Origin of the sequence: Pseudomonas sp. TREG-RG-20F-10-E-6-01 (assembly GCF_022662455.1) — a bacterium.
Taxonomy (GTDB): Bacteria; Pseudomonadota; Gammaproteobacteria; order Pseudomonadales; family Pseudomonadaceae; genus Aquipseudomonas.
In genome coordinates this window covers 24,980-45,218 of the sequence record NZ_JAKNQP010000016.1, presented here as the reverse complement: position 1 = coordinate 45,218, position 20,239 = coordinate 24,980, and the positions used below count along the sequence as shown (strand labels likewise).

Annotated in this window: 26 protein-coding genes; 3 read left to right on the top strand and 23 right to left on the bottom strand. The window is 57.8% G+C overall.

The window, feature by feature from the left end; genetic code table 11:
• Positions 1–56 precede the first annotated feature (56 nt).
• Complete coding sequence (locus L8K08_RS27500; protein WP_242201318.1) at positions 57–812, bottom strand: alpha/beta fold hydrolase; 756 nt, start codon at positions 810–812, stop codon at positions 57–59.
• Positions 802–1,911 (bottom strand): DUF3182 family protein, encoded by a 1,110-nt coding sequence (locus L8K08_RS27495; RefSeq protein WP_242201316.1) that lies wholly within the window; start codon positions 1,909–1,911, stop codon positions 802–804. Before L8K08_RS27495 ends, L8K08_RS27500 begins: the two co-directional genes overlap by 11 nt.
• A gap of 239 nt (positions 1,912–2,150) precedes the next feature.
• On the opposite strand from L8K08_RS27495, the gene L8K08_RS27490 reads away from it, so the two are divergent.
• Entirely contained in the window at positions 2,151–2,714 is a 564-nt protein-coding gene (locus L8K08_RS27490) for a cysteine hydrolase family protein (protein WP_242201314.1), read from the top strand.
• Between the two features lie 21 nt (positions 2,715–2,735).
• Here L8K08_RS27490 and tam read toward each other — a convergent pair whose 3' ends face one another.
• On the bottom strand, positions 2,736–3,497 hold the full coding sequence (tam, locus tag L8K08_RS27485; protein ID WP_242201312.1) for a trans-aconitate 2-methyltransferase: 762 nt from the start codon (positions 3,495–3,497) through the stop codon (positions 2,736–2,738).
• Positions 3,498–3,598: 101 nt separating this feature from the next.
• On the opposite strand from tam, the gene L8K08_RS27480 reads away from it, so the two are divergent.
• Positions 3,599–4,507, top strand: a complete 909-nt coding sequence (locus L8K08_RS27480) for a LysR family transcriptional regulator (RefSeq protein WP_242201311.1) — start codon at positions 3,599–3,601, stop codon at positions 4,505–4,507.
• A 109-nt stretch (positions 4,508–4,616) separates the two neighbouring features.
• Here L8K08_RS27480 and L8K08_RS27475 read toward each other — a convergent pair whose 3' ends face one another.
• The gene (locus L8K08_RS27475; RefSeq protein ID WP_010467282.1) at positions 4,617–5,144 is read right to left on the bottom strand and encodes a single-stranded DNA-binding protein; all 528 of its coding nucleotides are present in this window, start codon (positions 5,142–5,144) and stop codon (positions 4,617–4,619) included.
• 9 nt (positions 5,145–5,153) lie between these two features.
• A complete protein-coding gene (locus tag L8K08_RS27470; RefSeq protein WP_106580217.1) occupies positions 5,154–6,548 on the bottom strand; it encodes an MFS transporter in 1,395 nt (464 codons plus the stop codon).
• A 178-nt stretch (positions 6,549–6,726) separates the two neighbouring features.
• On the opposite strand from L8K08_RS27470, the gene uvrA reads away from it, so the two are divergent.
• A complete protein-coding gene (uvrA, locus tag L8K08_RS27465) occupies positions 6,727–9,561 on the top strand; it encodes an excinuclease ABC subunit UvrA (protein WP_119742783.1) in 2,835 nt (944 codons plus the stop codon).
• Positions 9,562–9,627: 66 nt separating this feature from the next.
• Here the strand turns inward: uvrA and bfr are convergent, their stop codons facing one another.
• From bfr to rplX, 18 genes are all read right to left on the bottom strand, one after another.
• Complete coding sequence (bfr, locus tag L8K08_RS27460; RefSeq protein WP_015886133.1) at positions 9,628–10,092, bottom strand: bacterioferritin; 465 nt, start codon at positions 10,090–10,092, stop codon at positions 9,628–9,630.
• 155 nt (positions 10,093–10,247) lie between these two features.
• Positions 10,248–11,696, bottom strand: coding sequence for a catalase (locus L8K08_RS27455; RefSeq protein ID WP_145162697.1), 1,449 nt, complete (start codon positions 11,694–11,696; stop codon positions 10,248–10,250).
• A 241-nt stretch (positions 11,697–11,937) separates the two neighbouring features.
• On the bottom strand, positions 11,938–12,324 hold the full coding sequence (rplQ, locus tag L8K08_RS27450) for a 50S ribosomal protein L17 (RefSeq protein ID WP_003176402.1): 387 nt from the start codon (positions 12,322–12,324) through the stop codon (positions 11,938–11,940).
• A 41-nt stretch (positions 12,325–12,365) separates the two neighbouring features.
• On the bottom strand, positions 12,366–13,367 hold the full coding sequence (gene rpoA, locus L8K08_RS27445) for a DNA-directed RNA polymerase subunit alpha (protein ID WP_003176403.1): 1,002 nt from the start codon (positions 13,365–13,367) through the stop codon (positions 12,366–12,368).
• Between the two features lie 22 nt (positions 13,368–13,389).
• Positions 13,390–14,010, bottom strand: a complete 621-nt coding sequence (gene rpsD, locus L8K08_RS27440; protein ID WP_003210056.1) for a 30S ribosomal protein S4 — start codon at positions 14,008–14,010, stop codon at positions 13,390–13,392.
• Between the two features lie 18 nt (positions 14,011–14,028).
• Positions 14,029–14,418, bottom strand: coding sequence for a 30S ribosomal protein S11 (gene rpsK, locus L8K08_RS27435; protein ID WP_002555466.1), 390 nt, complete (start codon positions 14,416–14,418; stop codon positions 14,029–14,031).
• Positions 14,419–14,448: 30 nt separating this feature from the next.
• Positions 14,449–14,805 (bottom strand): 30S ribosomal protein S13, encoded by a 357-nt coding sequence (rpsM, locus tag L8K08_RS27430; RefSeq protein WP_024077676.1) that lies wholly within the window; start codon positions 14,803–14,805, stop codon positions 14,449–14,451.
• Positions 14,806–14,934: 129 nt separating this feature from the next.
• Complete coding sequence (rpmJ, locus tag L8K08_RS27425; protein ID WP_002555468.1) at positions 14,935–15,051, bottom strand: 50S ribosomal protein L36; 117 nt, start codon at positions 15,049–15,051, stop codon at positions 14,935–14,937.
• A gap of 27 nt (positions 15,052–15,078) precedes the next feature.
• Complete coding sequence (gene secY, locus L8K08_RS27420; protein WP_016969470.1) at positions 15,079–16,407, bottom strand: preprotein translocase subunit SecY; 1,329 nt, start codon at positions 16,405–16,407, stop codon at positions 15,079–15,081.
• Positions 16,408–16,845, bottom strand: a complete 438-nt coding sequence (rplO, locus tag L8K08_RS27415; RefSeq protein WP_003176407.1) for a 50S ribosomal protein L15 — start codon at positions 16,843–16,845, stop codon at positions 16,408–16,410. It lies immediately after the preceding gene.
• 3 nt (positions 16,846–16,848) lie between these two features.
• Positions 16,849–17,025, bottom strand: a complete 177-nt coding sequence (gene rpmD / locus L8K08_RS27410) for a 50S ribosomal protein L30 (RefSeq protein WP_003176408.1) — start codon at positions 17,023–17,025, stop codon at positions 16,849–16,851.
• A 2-nt stretch (positions 17,026–17,027) separates the two neighbouring features.
• Entirely contained in the window at positions 17,028–17,528 is a 501-nt protein-coding gene (gene rpsE / locus L8K08_RS27405) for a 30S ribosomal protein S5 (protein WP_003176409.1), read from the bottom strand.
• A gap of 3 nt (positions 17,529–17,531) precedes the next feature.
• Positions 17,532–17,882: a 50S ribosomal protein L18 gene (gene rplR, locus L8K08_RS27400; protein WP_003186037.1), complete on the bottom strand. Its 351-nt coding sequence runs from the start codon at positions 17,880–17,882 to the stop codon at positions 17,532–17,534.
• A 10-nt stretch (positions 17,883–17,892) separates the two neighbouring features.
• Positions 17,893–18,426: a 50S ribosomal protein L6 gene (gene rplF / locus L8K08_RS27395; RefSeq protein ID WP_003176412.1), complete on the bottom strand. Its 534-nt coding sequence runs from the start codon at positions 18,424–18,426 to the stop codon at positions 17,893–17,895.
• A 12-nt stretch (positions 18,427–18,438) separates the two neighbouring features.
• Positions 18,439–18,831, bottom strand: a complete 393-nt coding sequence (gene rpsH / locus L8K08_RS27390; protein WP_010566853.1) for a 30S ribosomal protein S8 — start codon at positions 18,829–18,831, stop codon at positions 18,439–18,441.
• A gap of 208 nt (positions 18,832–19,039) precedes the next feature.
• Positions 19,040–19,345 carry a 30S ribosomal protein S14 gene (rpsN, locus tag L8K08_RS27385; protein WP_003176414.1) on the bottom strand — a complete coding sequence of 102 codons (306 nt, stop codon included), beginning with the start codon at positions 19,343–19,345 and terminating at the stop codon, positions 19,040–19,042.
• Between the two features lie 13 nt (positions 19,346–19,358).
• Entirely contained in the window at positions 19,359–19,898 is a 540-nt protein-coding gene (gene rplE, locus L8K08_RS27380) for a 50S ribosomal protein L5 (RefSeq protein ID WP_003194642.1), read from the bottom strand.
• Positions 19,899–19,920: 22 nt separating this feature from the next.
• On the bottom strand, positions 19,921–20,235 hold the full coding sequence (gene rplX / locus L8K08_RS27375; RefSeq protein WP_007896770.1) for a 50S ribosomal protein L24: 315 nt from the start codon (positions 20,233–20,235) through the stop codon (positions 19,921–19,923).
• Positions 20,236–20,239: the final 4 nt, after the last annotated feature.

Sequence of the window (20,239 nt, the reverse complement as noted above, 5' to 3'; positions counted from 1 at the left end):
TGCATTCCACTGTGGGCGCCGGGCTTGCCCGCGATGACGCTTGAGAGGGCAACGCTTTATCGGGCCTGGATGATGCTTAACCGCTCGCCCACTACCATTTCGGTAATCCAGTCCACCAGGATTGAGGTGTAGGCCTGCTGAGACACCGGATCACTCAACGAATGATCGGCGCCGTCGATGATGCGGTGGGTCAAGGAGTGAGTCTGCTGGCACGCCGCGCGGTAACTCATGATGGTGGCGTGGGGCACGTGGTCGTCGGTTTCCGACTCGACAATCAGCACATCGCCGGTGAATTTCGCGCAGGCATGCAGGGCGCGGTTGGTTTCGGCGTGTACCAGCGTACTGCGGTAATCCATCAGATCGGCCTTATCCAGATCGCGCTTGGGCTTGAGCCATTCCTGGTCGCGGTACAGCGCCGGCACGCGCAGCGCCAGCCAGCGCACCGGGCGCAGTGAGGTGAGGATTGCCGCCAGGTAACCCCCATAACTGGTGCCCACCACCGCCACGGCCGAGGTGTCGATGGCCGGGTGCGACAGTAAGCGGTCGTAGGCCGCCAGCAGGTCGCGCAAGTTGTCTTCGCGGGTGACGCGCGACAATGGAATACCGGTGCCGGCGTGGCCGCGCAAATCAAAGGTCAGGCATACGCAGCCCAGGCCGGCAATGCCTTTGGCACGCTCGAGGTCGCGCTCCTGGCTACCGCCCCAGCCGTGCACAAACAACACGCCTGGCACTTTGGATTTGGGGCTCAGGAATGTCCCGCTCATTTGTTCGTCGTCGATGTCGATCGCAATGCTTTCACTTCTAGCCGTCATAAGATTTAACCGTCACGTACTTGAGAAGAAAGTCGCTGTTGTCTGCAGGGCCGCGGTACACCTCGATGGCGTCCGCCGGCAGCGGTTGGTCCACGTAGGTTTCCACCGATGAAACGTGGATGGCGCGCAGGCTCGGGTTATTGATGAAGCTTTGCAGCGCCGCGACTTCCGCGCTGCTGGCGCCGCCCATGCGCCAGGATTGTTCGAGCACGCCGCTGCGGCGTTGGCCGTCACTGTCCAGGCCTTGGGCAATGTCGTAGTTGCGGCGCGAGGCATAGAAACCAGGGTAGGCCTCATCGGCGGCCGTGTCGAAAACCTGGGCTTGTTCGATGGCCTCGCGCACGTCGTCGGGCAGGTCGAGCTTCAACAGGTCGGCGTAGGCGCCAGGCACGACGAGTAAGTCGGAGCCGCCGTAGACCGCTTCGCCCTGCCCATCCTCAGTGAGGTACTGCTCGCCGCAATAGCTGATGACGTGACCGCCGATAAAACTCTGGCCCACGCTGTGGGTGATCACCTCGTGCAAGTCCTGCTCGAGCACCACGCCTTCGGTAAAAAGCGTTGCCACGTCGGGCCGCGCCAGCAGCGCTTCGAACTCGTCGAGACTGTGGATAACTTCCTGCCCCCGACCAGCGCAGGCATGCACAGGCTTCAGGCGGATCGGCCCGCTGTAAAGCAAGCGCGTGGCGGCGGGCAATGCGTCTTCGAGGGCAAAGACGCTAAGGCCATCAAGGACGACCGGGCGCACCCGCTCGGCAAACGCCGGCGACCAGCCTTCCGGCGCCTTCGCTTCGGGGCTCAGCAGGCCATGGGTGATGGCTTTGGTGCAGATGAAATCGTAGTCGACGTAACCGCCCCACACATCCTCTGGGCCTCTTACCTTCAGCGCCCGCGCCTGGGCGGCGCCCACCAGGGTTTGCGTTGGCAGCACATACACGTCACGCCCGGCATGTTGCTGCGGGTCGTAACTGCCGCCGAATTTCAGCCCCAGAATCTGTGCCAGCCACCGCGCCAGCGCGCGGTTGGTTTCAACCTCGTGCTGCGGCGCGCCCGCTCGCGTGGAATGAGCAACTACCAGCTTCTTGCGTTGAGTCGGGGTCATGCGTCCCCCTTGGCTATCCCGCCATGTGTGTACACCAATGGTTGCAGGGATCAGGCCAAGGCGGTTTCCGGAAAGAGCGTCTTTAAATCAATCAGTTGCTTAAAAAGCGATGGCAGTTGGCCTGTCTTATTCTGCACGACAGGCGGTTGAACAGGCGGCGTTCTGCACGATTCCCTCAGCCGCTGCGGCTGGCGCCAGCTAAGATACCGGGCCCATTCCTCTGCAACGAGACATCACCCATGGCCAAGCAAGCGCTCATCCTCATCGACATTCAGAACGACTACTTCCCTGCGGGCAAGTGGCCGCTCGACGGCGTGGACGCGGCGGCAGACAACGCAGCACAGGTGCTGCAGGCCTTTCGTCAGGCGGGCGACGCGGTGATACACGTGCGCCATGAGTTCACCTCCGAGGACGCGCCCTTTTTCACACCGGGTTCCGAGGGCGCGCACCTGCATGCCAAGGCCGTGAACGAGGCGAATGAGCCGGTGGTGCTCAAGCATTTTGTGAATGCGTTTCGCGGGACAGATCTGCGGGCGTTGCTGGAGCAACGGGCCATCACCGAAGTGGTTGTGGCGGGCAACATGAGCCATATGTGCATCGACGCTGTGGTGCGGGCTGCGGCGGACCTGGGCTACAAGGTCACGCTGCTGCATGACGCGTGTGCGACACGGGACCTGGAATTTAACGGGCAAGTGATTCCGGCAGCCCAGGTGCATGGGGCCTATATGGCTTCACTGGCTTTTGCCTACGCAGACGTGGTGTCGACGGATGAGTACTTGAAGGCACAAGCGGCGACGGCATGACCGCCACTTGTGTACCGAGCCTTAACGAGTCGCGATGATGAAAAGGCGAGGGAACGGCAGCAACACAGTGCCATCGCCCAGTGCTGGATATGCTTGGGCAATCCGCGCCTGATATTCATGCAGAAAGGCGACTTTTTCGCGCTCGGTCAACGGTGCAAGAAAGGGCCGTAATGCCGACCCCTTGAACCATTCCACCACAGCGGCGTGATCCGCCAGTGGGTGCAGGTAGGTGGTGCGCCACACATCGACAGTGCTGCAGTGCTTGCTCAACAGCTCGTAGTAATAGCTCGCCGCGTGCCGTTCATTGTGTTTGACCGAACCGATCTTCGCCGCCCATGGGCCCTGGGCAGCAACTTCGCGCGCCAAGCGGTGGGCAGGCTCGTCCAGGTTGTCGGGGGTCTGCACGGCCAGGGTGCCGCCGGGCGTCAGCTGATTGACCAAGTGCGGATACAGCGTGGCGTGGTCCGGCAGCCATTGCAGCGAAGCGTTGGCCAGAATCACGTCACACGGCTGTGCCGGTGCCCAGGTGCCGATGTCGGCCAATTCGAAGTTCAGCGCCGGCAGGCGTTTGCGTGCATCGATCAGCATGTCGCCGGAACTGTCCATGCCGGTGACGTGCGCCTGTGGGAAACGCTCGGCCAGAACTTCGGTGGAGTTACCGGGGCCACAACCGAGGTCGACCGCAGTTTTTACCGGGCTATCTGGAATGGCCGCGACCAGGTCACGAACCGGGCGGGTGCGCTGCTGTTCAAACATCGTGTATTGCTTGGCTGACCAGGTCATCACGGCTTTCCTTCTTTTCGAGAGTGGCCACAGCCTAAATCTTGTGAGCCATGAGAACAAATGCCAGGATTGGCAACCTCCCATACCTTGAAAGTATCCCTATGCTGGAACTTCGCCAACTCAGAGCCTTCGTGGCGATTGCCGAGGAAGGCTATATCACTCGCGCGGCGCAACGCTTAGGCATGCAACAACCCCCGCTGACCCGAATGCTGCAAAGCCTTGAGGCCGAGCTAGGCGTGACATTGATGGAGCGCCTGCCGCGCGGCGTGCGCCCCACGACTGCCGGCCTGGCGTTGCTGGATGAAGCACGAGAAGTCTTGGCGCGTGCCGATGGGATCGCCGATATCGTGCGGCGCGCCGCCCGCGGTGAGCGTGGTCGGTTGGCTATCGGTTTTACCAGTTCGGCGGCATTGCACCCGTTCGTGCCGAGCGTTTTGCGCGTGTTTCGCGAAACGTTTGTCGGCGTCTCGGTGGCCCTGGAAGAAGCGGGTACCGGCGAGCTGCTGGACGCGCTGGCCCATGAAAGACTCGACGCGGCGTTTATCCGCTCGCCGCTCAGCGGCAGTCAAACGCTGCAGGACCAGCCCATTCTGGTGGAGCCGATGCTACTGGCGCTGCCTACCGACCACCCGCTGGCAAACGACGCCGCAACTCCCCTGCCCCTGGCGGCACTGGCCACTGAAGCCTTCGTGCTCTATCGGCGTCGCGTCGGACTGGGTTTGTATGACGCGATTCTGGTGGCCTGCCGTGAAGCGGGTTTCAGCCCGCAGGTGGTCCAGGAAGCGCCGCGCATGACCGCGACATTGAGCCTGGTGGCGGCGGGCCTTGGCGTCTCCATCGTGCCAGCGTCCATGCAGCGGTTAAGGGGGGATGGCATTGTTTATCGCGAACTGACGGACTGCCAAAGCCTGGTGGCGCCATTGCATTTGGCGACGCGGGTCGGTGACGGCTCGGCGGTATTGCAGCGCTTCAAGCAGATGGTGGTCAGCGCCGCCGCGACGGACGCCTGAGCGTCGGCGGCAGAACCTTTGCTGCCAAGCGGCTTGGGATCAGTTGTTGAGGGCAAAGAAAAAGCCCCGGGAGCATGGCTCGCGGGGCTTTCAGCGAAGACGTTACCGATTAAAACGGGATATCGTCATCAAAGCTGTCGAAATCCGGAGCAGGCTGTGGGGCGGCCTGTTGTGGAGGCGGCGCCTGACGCGACTGCTGCGGTGCCGACTGCTGCGGACGCGGAGCCTGCTGGCGTGGGGCCGGAGCGGACTGCTGGTAGTTGTTGCCCCCGCCTTGTTGGTCGCCCTGCTGTGGACGGCCGCCGAGCAGTTGCATGGTGCCTTGCATGTCGACCACGATTTCAGTGGTGTAACGCTTGATGCCGTCTTTTTCCCACTCGCGGGTTTGCAGTTTGCCTTCGATGTAAACCTGCGAACCTTTGCGCAGGTACTCGCCGGCGATCTCTGCAACCTTGCCGAACATCGACACGCGGTGCCATTCGGTTTTCTCGACCTTCTGGCCGGTCTGCTTGTCAGTCCACTGTTCGCTGGTCGCCAGACTCAGGTTGGTCACGGCGTTACCGTTAGGCAAGTAGCGAACTTCGGGATCCTGGCCGCATGTACCGACCAATATGACTTTGTTAACCCCACGGGCCATAACGTTCTCCTAAGCTGGGCGCGCTGTCGGCACTGGGTTGACCAGTTGCTCGAGCGTCGCGCGATCCAATAATTCGGTGTCCAATTTGATGTAGATGGCGGCTTCTTCAGCAATAACCACAGCATCCGTAACCCCAGCGACGGCCTTAAGGCGCTCAACCAGACCGGCTTCGCGGATCGCTTCTGGCGATAACGGCAAACGCAGGCTCGTCACATAGGGAGGTTCGCGCATGGTAACAGCAAAGGCTAGCCAGAGGGCAGCCAGACCTGCGCATCCCAGGAACACAACCGACAAACCGCCATGCTGGAACATCCAGCCGCCCATGATGCCGCCAAGCGCGGAGCCGAGGAACTGGCTGGTGGAATAAACCCCCATCGCCGTGCCCTTGCCACCGGCCGGTGAAACTTTACTGATCAGCGAAGGCAGCGAAGCCTCCAGCAGGTTGAATGCGGTGAAGAACACCACCGTGCCGATTACCAGCGCCCGCAGGCTGTCGCCGAACTCCCAGAAGAATAGCTCAGTGAGCATCAATGTCGCGACGGCGCCCAGGAGAACTCGTTTCATTTTGCGTTTCTTCTCGCCGTAGATGATGAACGGGATCATGGCGAAGAACGAAATCAGCAAGGCTGTCAGGTAGACCCACCAGTGCTGCTCCTTGGGCAGGCCGGCTTTTTCGACGAGGGCCAGGGGCAGCGCGACGAAGCTGCACATCAGCATCGCGTGCAACACGAAGATACCTAAATCCAGACGGAGCAGGTCCGGGTGCTTGAGCGTCGGCAACAATGCCTTGCGTGCGACGCCGGACTCACGGTGCTGCAAGGTGCCGGTGGAGCGCGGCACCATGAAGGCCACGATCACGATCCCGAACAACGCCATGCCGCCCGTGGCCAGGAACAGCCCGTGCAAACCAAAGGCGCGCGTCAGCAATGGACCCACCACCATGGCCACCGCGAACGACAGGCCGATGGTCATGCCGATCATGGCCATGGCCTTGGTGCGATGTTGTTCGCGGGTCAAGTCCGAGAGCAGCGCCATGACGGCCGCAGAAATTGCGCCGGCGCCCTGCAGCACGCGCCCGGCGATCACGCCCCAGATCGAATCCGACTGCGCGGCAAGCACGCTGCCGAGCGCGAACACGATGAGCCCCAGGTAAATCACTGGGCGCCGGCCGATGCGGTCGGAAATGATCCCGAACGGAATCTGGAAAAGCGCCTGGGTCAGGCCATAGGCGCCAATCGCCAGGCCGATCAGGGCGGGGGTCGCGCCTGCGAGATCCATTCCATAGGTCGCCAGCACCGGCAACACCATAAACATGCCAAGCATACGGAAGGCGAACACCAGGGCCAGACCGCTTGCTGCTCGGGTCTCGCCGCTACTCATGCGTTCGCTGTGGGGATCGTGCATGGAAAAACCTCGTGTGAACCGGCGGCGATTCTACCAGTCCCATCGATTGAGAGGGTATATGCGGCGCTTTGCCGCGCAGCTTTCATGTAAGGCTGCAACCGGCACTTTGACAGTGTATATTCATCCAGTCTTTAGCCGTATACTCCTGCATTATTTACGCCCGCCGTGCGAGGCCATCTTGGACAAGATCCTGATTCGTGGGGCTAGAACCCACAACCTGAAGAACATCGACCTGACCCTGCCCCGGGACAAACTGATCGTCATCACCGGCCTGTCCGGCTCCGGCAAATCGTCCCTGGCGTTCGACACGCTGTATGCCGAAGGTCAGCGTCGCTACGTGGAATCGCTGTCGGCCTATGCCCGGCAATTCCTGTCGATGATGGAAAAGCCTGACGTCGACACCATTGAAGGCCTGTCGCCGGCAATTTCCATCGAGCAGAAGTCAACCTCCCATAACCCGCGCTCTACCGTGGGCACCATCACCGAAATCTACGACTACCTGCGTCTGCTGTATGCGCGTGTGGGTATTCCGCGCTGCCCGGACCACGATATTCCGCTGGAAGCCCAGACCGTCAGCCAGATGGTCGACCTGGTGCTGGCCCAGCCGGAAGGCGCCAAGCTGATGTTGCTGGCGCCGGTGATTCGCGAGCGTAAAGGCGAACACCTTTCGGTCTTCGAAGAGCTGCGTGCGCAAGGTTTTGTGCGCGCGCGCATCAACGGCAAGCTGTATGAGCTGGATGAAGCGCCGAAGCTCGACAAGCAGAAAAAGCATTCCATTGATGTGGTGGTCGACCGCTTCAAGGTGCGCGCCGACTTGCAGCAGCGTTTGGCCGAATCGTTCGAGACCGCGCTGAAGCTGGCGGATGGTATTGCGCTGGTTGCACCGATGGACGACGAGCCGGGTGAAGAGGTTATCTTCTCCGCGCGCTTTGCCTGCCCGATCTGCGGCCACGCCATCAGCGAGCTGGAACCCAAGCTGTTTTCCTTCAACAACCCGGCCGGTGCTTGCCCGACCTGCGATGGCCTGGGCGTTAAACAGTTCTTCGACATCAAGCGCCTGGTCAACGGTGAGCTGACTTTGGCGGAGGGCGCGATTCGCGGCTGGGACAGGCGTAACGTCTATTACTTCCAGATGCTGGGGTCATTGGCCTCGCACTATAAATTCAGCCTGGAAGTGCCGTTCAACCAGCTGCCGGCCGAGCAGCAGAAGGTCATCCTGCACGGCAGCGGCTCGCAGAATGTCGACTTCAAGTACCTGAACGACCGTGGCGATATCGTCAAACGCTCGCACCCATTCGAAGGCATCGTGCCGAACCTGGAGCGTCGTTACCGCGAGACTGAGTCGGCGAGCGTGCGTGAAGAGCTGGCCAAATTCCTCAGCACTCAGCCTTGCCCGGATTGCCGCGGCACGCGTCTGCGTCGCGAGGCGCGGCATGTGTGGGTGGGCGAGAAGACACTGCCGGCCGTGACCAACCTGCCGATTGGCGATGCCTGTGAATATTTTGGTGTACTCAAGCTGACCGGCCGCCGTGGGGAAATTGCGGACAAGATCCTCAAGGAAATCCGTGAGCGTCTGCAGTTCCTGGTTAACGTTGGCCTGGACTACCTGTCGCTGGATCGCAGTGCGGACACGTTGTCTGGCGGTGAAGCTCAGCGGATTCGCTTGGCCAGCCAGATTGGTGCTGGCCTCGTGGGCGTGCTGTACATCCTCGATGAACCGTCGATTGGCCTGCACCAACGGGACAACGACCGCCTGCTGGGGACGCTGAAGCACCTGCGGGATATCGGCAACACCGTGATCGTGGTCGAGCACGATGAAGACGCGATTCGCCTGGCGGACTACGTGGTCGACATCGGCCCGGGCGCGGGTGTACACGGTGGCCATATTGTTGCCGAGGGCACGCCTGCCGAGGTGATGGCTCACCCGGACTCTCTGACCGGCAAGTACCTGTCTGGCCGCGTGAAGATTGAAGTGCCGGCCAAACGTACGCCACGCAACAAGAAAATGGCGCTGCACCTGAAGGGCGCACGCGGTAACAACTTGCGCAACGTCGACCTGGAAATTCCGCTGGGTCTTTTGACCTGTGTGACCGGTGTTTCCGGCTCGGGCAAGTCGACACTGATCAACAACACGCTGTTCCCGCTGAGTGCCACCGCCTTGAACGGCGCGACCACCCTGGAAGCGGCCGCGCACGACAGCATCAAGGGCCTGGAGCATCTGGACAAAGTCGTCGACATCGACCAAAGCCCAATCGGCCGTACACCACGCTCCAACCCGGCGACCTATACAGGCTTGTTCACCCCAATCCGCGAGCTGTTTGCTGGCGTACCCGAATCCCGCTCGCGGGGTTATGGGCCGGGCCGGTTCTCGTTCAACGTCAAGGGCGGGCGTTGCGAAGCCTGCCAGGGCGATGGCCTGATCAAGGTAGAGATGCACTTTCTGCCGGACATCTACGTGCCGTGTGACGTGTGCAAGAGCAAGCGTTATAACCGCGAAACCCTGGAGATCAAGTACAAGGGCAAAAGCATCCACGAAACTCTGGAGATGACCATCGAGGAAGCTCGGGTGTTCTTCGACGCGGTTCCTGCGTTGGCGCGCAAGCTGCAAACGTTAATGGATGTGGGCCTGTCGTACATCAAGCTGGGTCAATCGGCGACAACCTTGTCCGGCGGCGAGGCGCAGCGGGTGAAGTTGTCTCGTGAGCTGTCCAAGCGGGACACTGGCAAGACTTTGTATATCCTCGATGAGCCGACCACGGGTCTGCACTTCGCCGATATCCAGCAATTGCTGGACGTACTGCACCGCTTGCGTGACCACGGCAATACAGTGGTGGTTATTGAGCACAACCTGGATGTGATCAAGACTGCCGACTGGCTGGTGGACCTGGGGCCGGAAGGCGGCTCCAAGGGCGGCCAGATCATTGCGGTGGGCACACCGGAGCAGGTTTCCGAGATGCCGCAGTCACATACCGGTTATTACTTGAAGCCGTTGCTGGCACGCGATAAAGCCTGATTTTTTCGGGCGCATTAAAAAGCCCCTGTCACTTTGCGGTGACAGGGGCTTTTTTGTAGCCGGGAATCAGAACTGCGATTGCAGGTAATTCTCCAGGCCAACCAGCTTGATCAGGCCCAACTGCTTTTCCAGCCAGTAGGTGTGATCTTCTTCGGTGTCGTTGAGCTGCACGCGGAGAATTTCGCGGGTCACATAGTCGTTGTGCTGCTCACAGAGCTCGATGCCCTTGCAGAGTGCGGCGCGCACCTTGTACTCGAGGCGAAGATCGGCTGCGAGCATGTCAGGCACCGTGGTGCCCACATCCAGGTCGTCGGGGCGCATACGCGGCGTGCCTTCGAGCATCAGGATACGGCGCATCAGCGCGTCAGCGTGCTGTGCCTCTTCTTCCATTTCGTGGTTGATACGCTCGTAGAGCTCGGTAAAGCCCCAGTCTTCGTACATGCGCGAATGGATGAAATATTGGTCACGAGCTGCCAGTTCGCCCGTCAGCAACGTGTTGAGGTAATCGATTACGTCGGGGTGACCTTGCATCGCCCTACATCTCCCTGCTTGAAAGTCTGTAGTTTGAACCATGATGACCCGAAGGTCACGGGACCAACGGCAGAAAAGTGAAGATTTCCGGAGAAAAGTGGCTGAAATAACGCAAAAACCGCCCAAATGAGGGCGGTTCTGCTTATCGTTTAGACTTAACTAAGCGTTACACCCAATGCCTTTGCGATTGCGTCTCCATAAGCCGGGTCAGCTTTGAAGAAATGCTGCAGTTGGCGCTGAACCACATCGCTGGTGACGCCGGCCATTGCACCGGCAATGTTGCTGACCAGCAGGGCTTTTTGACTCTCGTCCATCAAGCGAAACAGTGCACCGGCATGGCTGTAGTAGTCGGTGTCCTCACGGTGATCGTAGCGATCAGCGGCACCGCTCAGGGCCAGGGCGGGTTCTGCATACTGTGGCGCTTGCTTGGGCGCATCAGCGTAACTGTTTGGCTCATAGTTAGGCGCTGCGCCACCATTGCTGCCGAAGGCCATCGAACCATCACGCTGGTAGCTGTTTACCGGGTTGCGTGGGGCGTTCACCGGCAATTGCTGGTGATTGGTACCCACGCGGTAGCGGTGAGCATCGGCGTAAGCGAATACGCGGCCTTGCAGCATGCGGTCAGGTGACAGGCCGACACCCGGCACCATGTTGCTTGGGCCAAACGCGGCCTGCTCTACTTCAGCAAAGTAGTTCTGCGGGTTACGGTTGAGCTCCAGCTCGCCGACTTCGATAAGGGGAAACTCTTTCTGCGACCAGGTCTTAGTCACATCGAAGGGGTTCTCGTAGTGAGCGTTAGCTTGGGCTTCAGTCATGATCTGAATGCAGACACGCCATTTCGGGAAGTCACCCCGCTCAATCGCACCAAACAAATCACGCTGTGCGTAATCAGGGTCTGTACCGGCCAGGCGCGCAGCTTCAGCGGGTGCCAGGTTCTTGATCCCTTGCTTGGTCTTGTAGTGCCACTTAACCCAGTGACGCTCACCACGAGCGTTGATCAGGCTATAAGTGTGACTGCCAAAGCCGTGCATGTGACGGTAGCCGTCAGGAATGCCGCGATCCGAAAAGAGGATGGTGACTTGATGCAACGCTTCCGGAGAGTGCGACCAGAAATCCCACATCATCTGCGCACTTTTCAGGTTGCTTTGGGGCAAGCGCTTTTGGGTGTGGATAAAGTCCGGGAATTTCAGCGGGTCACGGATGAAGAACACGGGCGTGTTGTTGCCCACGATGTCCCAGTTACCTTCTTCGGTGTAGAACTTGAGGGCAAAACCGCGAGGATCGCGCTCAGTGTCGGCCGAACCGCGCTCGCCGCCGACAGTGGAGAATCGCAGAAACGTCGGTGTTTGTTTTCCGACAGACTCGAACAGTTTCGCGCTGGTGTACTGAGTGATGTCTTGAGTAACGGTGAAAGTACCGTAAGCACCCGAGCCTTTGGCGTGCACGCGGCGCTCAGGAATGTTTTCACGGTTGAAGTGTGCGAGCTTCTCGATCAGGTGGAAATCGTCGAGCAGCAAAGGACCGCGCGGGCCGGCGGTACGGGAATTCTGGTTATCGGCAACGGGCGCACCGCTGGCGGTAGTAAGGACTTTACTCATGCTCAATCTTCCTCAGGTCAGACTCGGAACTGCCGGCTAATCGGCTTGGAGGAAGTATCGACCATCAAGATGACACCATCAAATGCATTAAATCATGGCCTTTGATAGAGAATAACTAATGAGCCATCCGCGCAAACGGCGATGGGTTGATAGAAGCGCGGGCAGCGACGCAGGAAATCCAGGTGGTTTTTTAGACGCGCACAAAAAACCGGGCACTAGGCCCGGTTCTTCGTTGCAGACTGTCGTCTTACTCGGCGGATACAGCTTCGCCGGCAGTAGCACGATCAACCAACTCGACGTACGCCATAGGCGCGTTGTCGCCAGCGCGGAAACCGCACTTGAGGATGCGCAGGTAGCCACCCTCACGGGTAGCGTAACGCTTGCCCAGGTCGTTGAAGAGCTTACCAACGATAGCTTTCGAACGAGTACGGTCGAAAGCCAGACGGCGGTTAGCCAGGCTGTCTGTCTTGGCCAAAGTGATCAGCGGCTCAGCAACGCGACGCAGTTCTTTAGCTTTCGGCAGTGTAGTTTTGATCAGCTCGTGCTCGAACAGCGACACCGCCATGTTTTGGAACATGGCCTTGCGGTGCGAGCTGGTACGGCTCAGGTGACGACCACTTTTACGATGACGCATGGTTCATTCCTTACCAAACTCACGTTCGGTGATTACGACGATCAGGCAGTCGCCTTGTCGTCCTTCTTAAGACTTGCAGGCGGCCAGTTGTCGAGGCGCATGCCGAGGGACAGACCGCGGGAGGCCAGAACGTCCTTGATTTCAGTCAAGGATTTCTTGCCCAGGTTCGGAGTCTTCAACAGTTCTACTTCGGTACGCTGAATCAGGTCACCGATGTAGTAAATGTTTTCCGCCTTAAGGCAGTTAGCCGAACGTACAGTCAGTTCCAGATCGTCAACCGGGCGAAGCAGGATCGGATCGATCTCGTCTTCCTGCTCGATTACCACTGGTTCGCTGTCACCTTTGAGGTCGACGAACGCAGCCAACTGCTGTTGCAGAATGGTTGCAGCGCGGCGGATAGCCTCTTCAGGATCCAGAGTACCGTTGGTTTCCAGATCAATAACCAGCTTGTCCAGGTTAGTACGCTGTTCGACACGGGCGTTTTCCACCACGTATGCGATACGGCGAACCGGGCTGAACGAAGAGTCAAGCTGCAAGCGACCAATGCTGCGGCTTTCGTCTTCATCGCTCTGACGCGAGTCGGCCGGTTCATAACCACGACCACGAGCTACAGTGAGCTTCATGTTCAGGGCGCCGTTAGACGCCAGGTTAGCGATTACGTGATCGGGGTTAACGATCTCGACATCATGATCCAGCTGAATATCGGCAGCGGTAACCACCCCCGAACCCTTCTTCGACAAGGTCAGCGTAACTTCGTCACGGCCGTGCAGCTTGATAGCCAGACCTTTAAGGTTCAACAGGATTTCAATTACGTCTTCCTGTACACCTTCGATGGCGCTGTACTCGTGGAGCACACCGTCAATCTCGGCCTCGACTACTGCACAGCCGGGCATTGAGGACAACAGGATGCGGCGCAGCGCGTTGCCCAGGGTGTGGCCAAAACCACGCTCGAGAGGCTCGAGAGTGATCTTGGCGCGGGTTGGACTGACAACCTGCACATCAATGTGGCGGGGTGTCAGGAACTCATTTACCGAAATCTGCATGGATGCACCTATTTTCTAGCCCTTACTTGGAGTAGAGCTCGACAATCAGGCTTTCGTTGATGTCGGCGGACAGATCACTGCGAGCAGGAACGTTCTTGAAAACGCCCGACTTCTTCTCAGTGTCTACTTCTACCCATTCTACGCGGCCACGTTGGGCACACAGATCGAGAGCTTGGACAATGCGAAGTTGGTTTTTTGCTTTCTCGCGAATCGCGACCACGTCACCAGCACGAACCTGGTAAGACGGGACGTTAACGGTTTGGCCGTTTACGCTGACGGATTTGTGCGATACCAGCTGACGGGATTCGGCACGAGTCGAACCAAAGCCCATACGGTATACAACGTTGTCCAGACGGCATTCGAGCAGTTGCAGCAGGTTTTCACCAGTTGCACCTTTCTTGCCAGCAGCTTCTTTGTAGTAGCCGCTGAACTGACGCTCGAGAACGCCATAAATACGACGGACCTTCTGCTTTTCACGCAGTTGGGTGCCGTAATCGGACTGGCGACCGCGGCGTTGGCCGTGGATACCAGGTGCTGCTTCAATGTTGCACTTCGATTCGATCGCGCGCACGCCGCTCTTCAGGAAGAGATCGGTGCCTTCGCGACGAGCGAGTTTGCATTTTGGACCAATGTAACGAGCCATTCTTTACAATCTCCTGGATTACACGCGGCGCTTCTTCGGCGGACGGCACCCGTTGTGCGGGATTGGCGTCACGTCGGTGATGCTGGCGATCTTATAGCCACAGCCGTTCAAAGCACGGACAGCAGACTCACGACCTGGACCTGGACCTTTGACGTTGACGTCGAGGTTTTTCAGGCCGTATTCCAGCGCAGCTTGACCAGCACGTTCAGCGGCTACTTGAGCAGCAAACGGGGTGGACTTGCGGGAACCGCGGAAACCCGAACCACCAGAGGTAGCCCAAGACAGCGCGTTACCTTGACGGTCGGTGATGGTCACGATGGTGTTGTTAAAAGATGCATGGATGTGGGCGATGCCATCAACCACTGTCTTTTTAACTTTTTTACGAGGACGAGCAGCAGGTTTTGCCATGATAATTTTCCTGTCGATTCGCTGGGGCGATTACTTGCGGATCGGCTTACGCGGACCTTTACGGGTACGCGCGTTAGTCTTGGTACGCTGACCGCGTACTGGAAGACCACGACGATGACGCAGACCGCGATAGCAACCGAGGTCCATCAAACGCTTGATTTTCATGTTGATTTCGCGACGCAGGTCACCTTCAGTGGTGAACTTCGCCACTTCGCCACGCAGCAATTCAATCTGCTCGTCGCTCAGATCCTTGATCTTAGCGGCTGGGTTTACCCCAGCAACTGCGCAAATTTTCTGCGCAGTAGTGCGACCAACACCATAGATGTAGGTCAGCGAGATAACAGTGTGCTTGTTATCTGGAATGTTAACGCCTGCAATACGGGCCATTCAGTGGGACTCCAATTGACAGCTACCTACGCCCCGGAAGCCAAGAAATAGGGCGCGAGATAATATCGCTGTAATAACAAATAATCAACCCGGCAGCGCACTAGCTGCCGGGCTTCAAGCGGATCACACTCAGCCTTGGCGCTGTTTGTGACGCGGTTCCGCGCTGCAAATTACTCGAACAACACCTTCGCGGCGAATAATCTTGCAGTTACGGCACAGCTTTTTCACCGATGCACGAACTTTCATCACCAACTCCTCGAACCTTATGGGTACTCAGCGCAACATGCCGCTGCCGTAACCCTTCAGGTTGGCTTTCTTCATCAGGGATTCGTACTGGTGCGAAACGAGGTGCGATTGTACTTGGGACATGAAGTCCATCACAACCACGACCACGATCAGCAACGAGGTCCCGCCAAGGTAGAACGGAACGTTTGCTGCAACCACCAGGAACTGGGGCAACAAGCACACGGCCGTCATATATAGAGCACCGAACAGGGTCAAACGAGTCAGAACGCCATCAATGTAGCGCGCAGACTGCTCACCTGGACGAATACCCGGAATAAAGGCACCGGACTTCTTCAGGTTTTCCGCTACGTCTTTCGGATTGAACATCAACGCCGTATAGAAGAAGCAGAAGAAAATAATCCCTGCACTAAACAGCAGAATATTCAACGGCTGACCAGGAGCGATCGACTGAGAGAGGTCCTGCAGCCAGCCCATGTTTTCAGACTGACCAAACCAGGTACCCAACGAAGCCGGAAACAGCAAAATGCTGCTCGCGAAAATTGCCGGAATAACACCGGCCATATTCACTTTCAGCGGCAAGTGGCTGGTCTGCGCAGCGAAAACCTTACGGCCCTGCTGACGCTTGGCGTAGTGAACAGCAATACGACGCTGGCCACGCTCAATGAACACCACAAAACCGATAATCGCTACTGCCAGCAAACCGATAGCAACCAGAGCGAAGATATTGATATCACCCTGACGTGCAGACTCGAAAGACTGCCCAATTGCTCTCGGAAGACCGGCGACGATACCTGCGAAAATCAACATCGAGATACCGTTACCAACACCACGCTCAGTAATCTGCTCACCCAGCCACATCATGAACATCGCACCAGCCACAAAAGTGGATACCGCGACGAAATAGAAGCCAAAGTCACCAGTGAACGCAACGCCCTGCCCTGCCAGGCCAACGGACATGCCGATAGCTTGAACCAGGGCGAGGACGACAGTGCCGTAGCGGGTGTACTGGCTAATCTTGCGACGGCCAGCTTCACCTTCCTTCTTCAACTGCTCCAACTGCGGGCTGACGGCGGTCATCAGTTGCATGATGATCGATGCCGAAATGTACGGCATGATCCCCAGTGCAAAGATGCTCATCCGTTCCAGCGCGCCGCCGGAAAACATGTTGAACAAGCTAAGAATGGTCCCCTCATTCTGTCGAAACAGGTCTGCGAGTCGGTCCGGATTGATACCTGGAACCGGGATGTGTGCGCCTATTCGGTAGACGATAATCGCCAGGAACAGAAAACGCAGACGAGCCCAAAGTTCAGACATACCGCCTTTGCCGAGCGCTGAGAGAGCACCTTGCTTAGCCATTTATTCCTCGAACTTGCCGCCAGCTGCTTCGATAGCCGAACGCGCACCTTTAGTGGCGCCGATTCCCTTGCCGATAGTGACAGCGCGAGTCACTTCACCGGACAGCATGATTTTCACACGCTGTACGTTGACGTTGATCACGTTGGCATCTTTCAGGGTCTGCACAGTAACGATGTCGCCTTCCACTTTAGCCAGCTCGGACAGACGCACTTCTGCGCGGTCCATAGCCTTCAGGGAAACGAAACCGAACTTAGGCAGGCGACGATGCAGCGGCTGTTGGCCGCCTTCAAAGCCTGGAGCGATGGTGCCACCGGAGCGGGAGGTTTGACCTTTGTGGCCACGGCCACCAGTCTTACCCAAACCGCTACCGATACCACGGCCCGGACGATGCTTTTCGCGACGGGAACCCGGCGCTGGACTCAGATCATTGAGTTTCATCGATTAACCCTCTACACGCAGCATGTAGTAAGCCTTGTTGATCATCCCGCGATTCTCGGGAGTATCCTGGACTTCTACAGTGTGACCGATGCGACGCAGACCCAAACCCTTAACGCACAGTTTGTGGTTAGGAATGCGGCCGGTCATGCTTTTGATCAGCGTTACTTTAACGGTAGCCATGATCAGAAGATCTCCTTGACAGTCAAACCACGCTTGGCAGCGATGGACTCAGGAGATTGCATAGCTTTCAAACCTTTGAAAGTGGCGTGAACCACGTTTACCGGGTTAGTCGAGCCGTAGCACTTGGCCAGAACGTTCTGAACGCCAGCAACTTCGAGGACAGCACGCATAGCGCCGCCAGCGATGATACCGGTACCTTCAGAAGCAGGCTGCATGTACACCTTCGAAGCGCCATGAGCGGACTTCATTGCGTACTGCAGAGTGGTGCCGTTCAGATCAACTTGGATCATGTTGCGACGAGCAGCTTCCATTGCCTTCTGGATCGCGGCAGGCACTTCACGTGACTTGCCACGGCCGAAGCCAACGCGCCCTTTACCATCACCAACCACGGTCAACGCGGTGAAAGTGAAGATACGGCCGCCTTTAACGGTTTTGGCTACGCGGTTAACTTGAACCAGCTTCTCAATGTAGCCTTCGTCGCGCTTTTGGTCGTTATTTGACATAACTTAGAACTCCAGCCCAGCTTCACGAGCAGCATCAGCCAGCGCTTTCACGCGACCGTGGTACTTGAAGCCAGAGCGGTCGAAAGCCACTTGCGAGACGCCAGCGGCCTTAGCACGCGTAGCGACCAGCTGGCCAACCTTTGTGGCCGCGTCGATGTTGCCAGTGGCACCATCACGCAGTTCTTTATCCAAAGTCGAGGCGCTTGCCAGGACTTTGTTGCCGTCGGCCGAGATGACCTGGGCGTAGATGTGCTGCGACGAGCGGAACACGCAGAGACGCACGACTTCGAGTTCGTGCATTTTCAGGCGTGCTTTGCGAGCGCGACGCAGTCGAGTAACTTTTTTGTCGGTCATTTGCTATGCCCTACTTCTTCTTGGCTTCTTTACGACGGACGACTTCGTCCGCGTAGCGCACACCTTTGCCTTTGTACGGCTCTGGTGGACGGAAGTCGCGGATCTCAGCGGCCACCTGACCTACCAGCTGCTTATCAATACCCTTGATCAGGATATCGGTCTGGCTAGGGGTCTCAGCGGTGATGCCTTCCGGCAGTTCGTAATCCACTGGGTGCGAGAAGCCAAGGGCCAGGTTCAAAACCGTGCCTTTTGCTTGCGCTTTGTAACCAACACCGACCAGCTGGAGCTTACGCTCGAAGCCTTGGCTTACGCCTTGGACCATGTTGTTTACCAACGCACGCGTGGTACCGGCCATTGCGCGAGTTTGTTGATCGCCATTGCGAGCAGCGAAACGCAGCTCACCAGCTTCTTCAACGATCTCAACGGACGAATGGATGTTCAGTTCAAGAGTGCCCTTGGCACCCTTCACCGAAAGCTGTTGGCCTGCGAATTTTACTTCGACACCGGCTGGCAGCTTAACGGGGTTCTTAGCGACGCGAGACATGCTTATCCCCCCTTAGAACACAGTGCAAAGAACTTCGCCGCCGACACCGGCAGCGCGCGCAGCACGATCCGTCATCACACCTTTGTTGGTGGAGACGATAGACACGCCCAGACCGCCACGAACTTTCGGCAGATCTTCAGCGGACTTGTACTGACGCAGGCCTGGACGGCTAACGCGCTTCACTTCCTCGATGACCGAACGGCCTTCGAAGTACTTCAGCTCGATGGACAGCAGTGGCTTTGTTTCGCTGCTGATCTGATAACCCGCAATGTAGCCTTCGTCTTTCAGGACTTTGGCAACAGCTACCTTCAACTTGGAAGATGGCATGCTTACGACGGACTTTTCAGCCATCTGGGCATTACGGATACGAGTTAGCATGTCCGCTAACGGGTCCTGCATACTCATGGGCTAGACGCTCCTAATACAAAAAAATTAGCCTTGCGGCTACATATGTCGCCGAGAATCTCCGAGCATAGAAAACACGGGCTCAGGCGAGCCGGGTATTCTAGACACACTCCGGAAATGAAACAAGCCCCAAAAGGGGCTTGTTCCAGATTCAAGGTCACCGGTGGTCAGTATCTTGCGACGCAGACCACCCGGACTTCGAAAGTACTTACCAGCTGGCTTTAACCAGACCTGGTACGTCACCACGCATTGCCGCTTCACGCAGTTTGTTACGGCCGAGGCCGAACTTGCGGTAAACGCCGTGTGGACGACCGGTCAGGCGGCAGCGGTTACGCATGCGCGAAGCGCTTGCGTCACGTGGCTGCTTCTGCAGAGCAACTGTAGCTTCCCAACGCGCTTCTGGACTTGCGTTCAGATCAACGATGATTGCTTTCAGTGCTGCACGCTTCTTGGCGTACTTGGCAACCGTGAGCTGACGCTTCAGCTCGCGGTTTTTCATGCTCATCTTGGCCATGGTCCTACTCCAATCAGTTGCGGAACGGGAATTTGAAAGCACGCAACAGGGCGCGACCTTCATCATCGTTCTTGGCAGTGGTGGTCAGGGTGATGTCCAGACCGCGGAGAGCATCGATCTTGTCGTAGTCGATTTCCGGGAAGATGATCTGCTCTTTCACGCCCATGCTGTAGTTACCACGACCATCGAAGGACTTGGCATTCAGGCCGCGGAAGTCGCGAACCCGAGGCAGGGAGATCGACAGCAGACGATCCAGGAATTCGTACATACGCTCACGGCGCAGAGTCACTTTGACGCCGATCGGCCAACCTTCACGGACTTTAAAGCCAGCGATGGATTTCCGAGCGTAAGTCACAACGACTTTTTGACCGGTGATCTTTTCCAGGTCAGCAACAGCGTGCTCGATGACTTTTTTGTCGCCGATCGCTTCGCCCAGACCCATGTTCAGGGTGATTTTGGTAACGCGCGGAACTTCCATCACGTTCCCGAGCTTAAGTTCTTCCTTAAGCTTGGGGGCGATTTCCTTCCGGTAAATCTCTTGTAGTCGTGCCATGGTCTTATCTACCTAGCAGTGTTCAAGCATCAACCGCTTTTTGGGTCGACTTGAAGACACGAATTTTCTTACCGTCTTCTACTTTGAAACCAACACGATCAGCCTTGTTGGTTTCGCCATTGAAGATGGCGACGTTAGAAGCGTGCAGTGGCGCTTCTTTCTCGACGATACCGCCTTGTACGCCCGACATCGGGTTAGGCTTGGTATGACGCTTGACCAGGTTCAGACCACCAACGACCAGACGGTCATCAGCAAGAACCTTCAGCACCTTACCGCGCTTACCTTTGTCTTTGCCGGCGATCACGATGATCTCGTCGTCACGACGAATCTTTTGCATGTCG

Excerpts from the sequence above, each read along its gene's own strand:
- rpsN (WP_003176414.1), bottom strand. The coding sequence starts at position 19,345 with ATGGCCAAGATGAGCATGAAAAACCGCGAGCTGAAGCGTCAGCTCACG.
- rplX (WP_007896770.1), bottom strand. The coding sequence starts at position 20,235 with ATGCAAAAGATTCGTCGTGACGACGAGATCATCGTGATCGCCGGCAAA.
- rpsH (WP_010566853.1), bottom strand. The coding sequence starts at position 18,831 with ATGAGTATGCAGGACCCGTTAGCGGACATGCTAACTCGTATCCGTAAT.
- L8K08_RS27490 (WP_242201314.1), top strand. The coding sequence starts at position 2,151 with ATGGCCAAGCAAGCGCTCATCCTCATCGACATTCAGAACGACTACTTC.
- rpsK (WP_002555466.1), bottom strand. The coding sequence starts at position 14,418 with ATGGCAAAACCTGCTGCTCGTCCTCGTAAAAAAGTTAAAAAGACAGTG.
- rpoA (WP_003176403.1), bottom strand. The coding sequence starts at position 13,367 with ATGCAGATTTCGGTAAATGAGTTCCTGACACCCCGCCACATTGATGTG.
- rpsM (WP_024077676.1), bottom strand. The coding sequence starts at position 14,805 with ATGGCCCGTATTGCAGGCGTTAACATTCCAGATAACAAGCACACTGTT.
- rplE (WP_003194642.1), bottom strand. The coding sequence starts at position 19,898 with ATGGCACGACTACAAGAGATTTACCGGAAGGAAATCGCCCCCAAGCTT.
- bfr (WP_015886133.1), bottom strand. The coding sequence starts at position 10,092 with ATGCAAGGTCACCCCGACGTAATCGATTACCTCAACACGTTGCTGACG.
- rplQ (WP_003176402.1), bottom strand. The coding sequence starts at position 12,324 with ATGCGTCATCGTAAAAGTGGTCGTCACCTGAGCCGTACCAGCTCGCAC.
- rpsE (WP_003176409.1), bottom strand. The coding sequence starts at position 17,528 with ATGTCAAATAACGACCAAAAGCGCGACGAAGGCTACATTGAGAAGCTG.
- rpmJ (WP_002555468.1), bottom strand. The coding sequence starts at position 15,051 with ATGAAAGTTCGTGCATCGGTGAAAAAGCTGTGCCGTAACTGCAAGATT.
- L8K08_RS27495 (WP_242201316.1), bottom strand. The coding sequence starts at position 1,911 with ATGACCCCGACTCAACGCAAGAAGCTGGTAGTTGCTCATTCCACGCGA.
- rplO (WP_003176407.1), bottom strand. The coding sequence starts at position 16,845 with ATGAAACTCAATGATCTGAGTCCAGCGCCGGGTTCCCGTCGCGAAAAG.
- L8K08_RS27480 (WP_242201311.1), top strand. The coding sequence starts at position 3,599 with ATGCTGGAACTTCGCCAACTCAGAGCCTTCGTGGCGATTGCCGAGGAA.
- rpsD (WP_003210056.1), bottom strand. The coding sequence starts at position 14,010 with ATGGCTCGTTACATTGGTCCAAAATGCAAACTCGCTCGTCGCGAAGGC.
- secY (WP_016969470.1), bottom strand. The coding sequence starts at position 16,407 with ATGGCTAAGCAAGGTGCTCTCTCAGCGCTCGGCAAAGGCGGTATGTCT.
- rpmD (WP_003176408.1), bottom strand. The coding sequence starts at position 17,025 with ATGGCTACCGTTAAAGTAACGCTGATCAAAAGCATGACCGGCCGCATT.
- tam (WP_242201312.1), bottom strand. The coding sequence starts at position 3,497 with ATGACCTGGTCAGCCAAGCAATACACGATGTTTGAACAGCAGCGCACC.
- rplR (WP_003186037.1), bottom strand. The coding sequence starts at position 17,882 with ATGACCGACAAAAAAGTTACTCGACTGCGTCGCGCTCGCAAAGCACGC.
- rplF (WP_003176412.1), bottom strand. The coding sequence starts at position 18,426 with ATGTCTCGCGTCGCTAAGAACCCCGTTAAGCTGCCAGCCGGTGTCGAA.
- L8K08_RS27475 (WP_010467282.1), bottom strand. The coding sequence starts at position 5,144 with ATGGCCCGTGGGGTTAACAAAGTCATATTGGTCGGTACATGCGGCCAG.
- L8K08_RS27500 (WP_242201318.1), bottom strand. The coding sequence starts at position 812 with ATGACGGCTAGAAGTGAAAGCATTGCGATCGACATCGACGACGAACAA.
- L8K08_RS27470 (WP_106580217.1), bottom strand. The coding sequence starts at position 6,548 with ATGCACGATCCCCACAGCGAACGCATGAGTAGCGGCGAGACCCGAGCA.